At 40.5% G+C, this 2,050-nt stretch carries 3 protein-coding genes; all 3 read right to left on the bottom strand.

What is annotated here, in order from left to right; translation table 11 throughout:
• A partial coding sequence (locus tag H8S17_RS15955) for an ArdC family protein (protein ID WP_186867883.1) occupies positions 1-590 on the bottom strand: 590 nt, incomplete at its 3' end.
• A gap of 217 nt (positions 591-807) precedes the next feature.
• Complete coding sequence (locus H8S17_RS15950; RefSeq protein WP_117947817.1) at positions 808-1,137, bottom strand: winged helix-turn-helix domain-containing protein; 330 nt, start codon at positions 1,135-1,137, stop codon at positions 808-810.
• A gap of 69 nt (positions 1,138-1,206) precedes the next feature.
• Positions 1,207-1,878 (bottom strand): hypothetical protein, encoded by a 672-nt coding sequence (locus H8S17_RS15945; RefSeq protein WP_008118594.1) that lies wholly within the window; start codon positions 1,876-1,878, stop codon positions 1,207-1,209.
• Positions 1,879-2,050 lie beyond the last annotated feature (172 nt).

Raw genomic sequence — 2,050 nt, 5'->3', positions numbered from 1 at the left:
TCCTGTACCGCAATCCGCTTTGCTTCCCTGTCATAGTAGCCTTTGGAATCTCCGGCTATCTCCTCCAGTTCAATCGGTACTGGCGAAATAGCTTCTACCGCACGAATCATATCCTGATACCCTTCCACATCTGAAAGAAGCTCCTTTGCCGCAAGTTCCGGTATCGGCTTTCCGTCTGTCTGCGCCACATCAAAAACGGATACTGCCCGGAATGCCGGAATTGTTATCTCGACTTCTTCTTTCTGCGGATTTCCGTCCTTATCAAGTAAAAGTTCTTGTGTGACCGGATCAATCTTGTCCCTCTCCTCTTTGATTTTATAGGGTGCCGGGGCAAGGATACGAATACCCTTTTCCCCCTTCTTAACGTGCCTGTCAAAATTCTTCTGCCAAGCCTTGAATCCGGCCACTAACGTAGCGTCTGGCTTTTGCATCGCAATTAACATAGTATTGTTAAAGCTGTAATTATGGAATTTTGACATGGTATTCAGATAAGTCTTGTACTTCTCGCTTTCAAAAAGCTCCTTGATACCCTGCTCTAGCTTCTCCGTTATTTCCTGTACTTTCTGTTTTTCTGTTTTAGATTCTGCCATAGTATTTCCTCCATCTGCTTATTTTTTGCATGACAAAAGGCAGCCATTATTGACTGCCTTTGCATAACTACGATATTCACTTATAAACCTTTATCATTACTGCCCGTATTCGTTTTGATTTCTGCAATGTACTCCTGTCTCCTTTCTGCACCTGTCACTGTAAATGTTTTTACAAATAAAAAAGACAACCAAGATTTTGTTTCTTAATTGCCTGTTTCTATGCTATTAAATTTTTATTGAACCGATAACCAACTCCCCAAACAGTCTGTATATAGCTTGGCTTGCTAGGATTATCCTCTATCTTCTCCCGAATATTCCGGATATGGCTCATGACGATGTTGTAATCGCCGGAATAGGATTCTTTCCACACAATGTCATAAATCTGTTCCTTACTGAACACTATTCCCGGATGCTTTGCAAAAAGCTTCAAGATTTCAAACTCGGTATATGTAAGCTCTATCTCCTGATTTTCCCGAATGATTACCCGTTGAACCTCATCTATCATAAGACCTTTGAAATTCAACAGATGCTCGTTCATACCTGACATCTGAATGACTTCTTCCTGTTCCTGAAAAATATCTGTTCTGCAATGAACTGTTGGATAAATTAACCCGCATTATTCCACCCTCTCCTGTAAATTACCTAATCTGTTCAGCACTTCATACATCCGGCCATTGCCAAATATATAATTTTGCAAAACAAGCGGCTTCCCCACCTGCCTGCTTTCCCGGTACAGCTTCATATAAGCATCCTTCGCTTGATAAAAGCTGTCTTCCAATTCTTCCATCTCTTTTGTTGGCATTTCAAAAATTTTCCCCTGAATGACCTGCCCCTGGGCTGCTATTCTTGCACAGGATTTCTGCCATGCCGCTTCCTGCTCAAATTGTATATCCAGCCACTCTATCTCATCTTCTTTTGTCAGCGGCGTCCCATCTACCTTATAATACTGTTCATTTTCATAGCGCTGTTCAATTTCAGAATACAGCCTTGCATAACTCAATCCGCAGGCATTTACAACATCAGTATAGTCATACTGCCCTTTTTCTTCCCTAATTTCTTTTAATATTCCGGCTCTCATATCGCTGAACGATGTAACCGAATGCACAACTGTATGCTTAATTTTATCCATTAAATTTTCCCTGTTTTTCGATAATTGAGAAACCTCTAAAATATCCTTATGAAACACTTTCTGGTCTTCATTTTGGCTTTCCTGTTTTCCCAAATATTCCCTATCAAACTTGAAAAAATCCGGCAGATGAATAGGATGACTTAAAAATGTAATTGACATATCTCTTTCTCCTTACTTAAAAGCACTATCCGTAACCGCTTCCGTCATAGCATTTGCTTCATAAGCATTAGACGCTTTTGACAACAGCCTTTCATTGTTCCACGACCGTAATAATCGGCTTCTTTCCTGTTCCTGCTTTGCAATCTTTTCATTCAACATTTCCTGCTGCTGT

The sequence above is a fragment of the Roseburia zhanii genome (assembly GCF_014287635.1).
Lineage (GTDB): Bacteria > Bacillota > Clostridia > Lachnospirales > Lachnospiraceae > Roseburia_B > Roseburia_B zhanii.
This window is presented reverse-complemented; position numbering and strand designations above follow the sequence as displayed.

Coding starts and splice junctions, on each gene's coding strand:
- H8S17_RS15950 (WP_117947817.1), bottom strand. CDS start 1,137: ATGTCAGGTATGAACGAGCATCTGTTGAATTTCAAAGGTCTTATGATA.
- H8S17_RS15945 (WP_008118594.1), bottom strand. CDS start 1,878: ATGTCAATTACATTTTTAAGTCATCCTATTCATCTGCCGGATTTTTTC.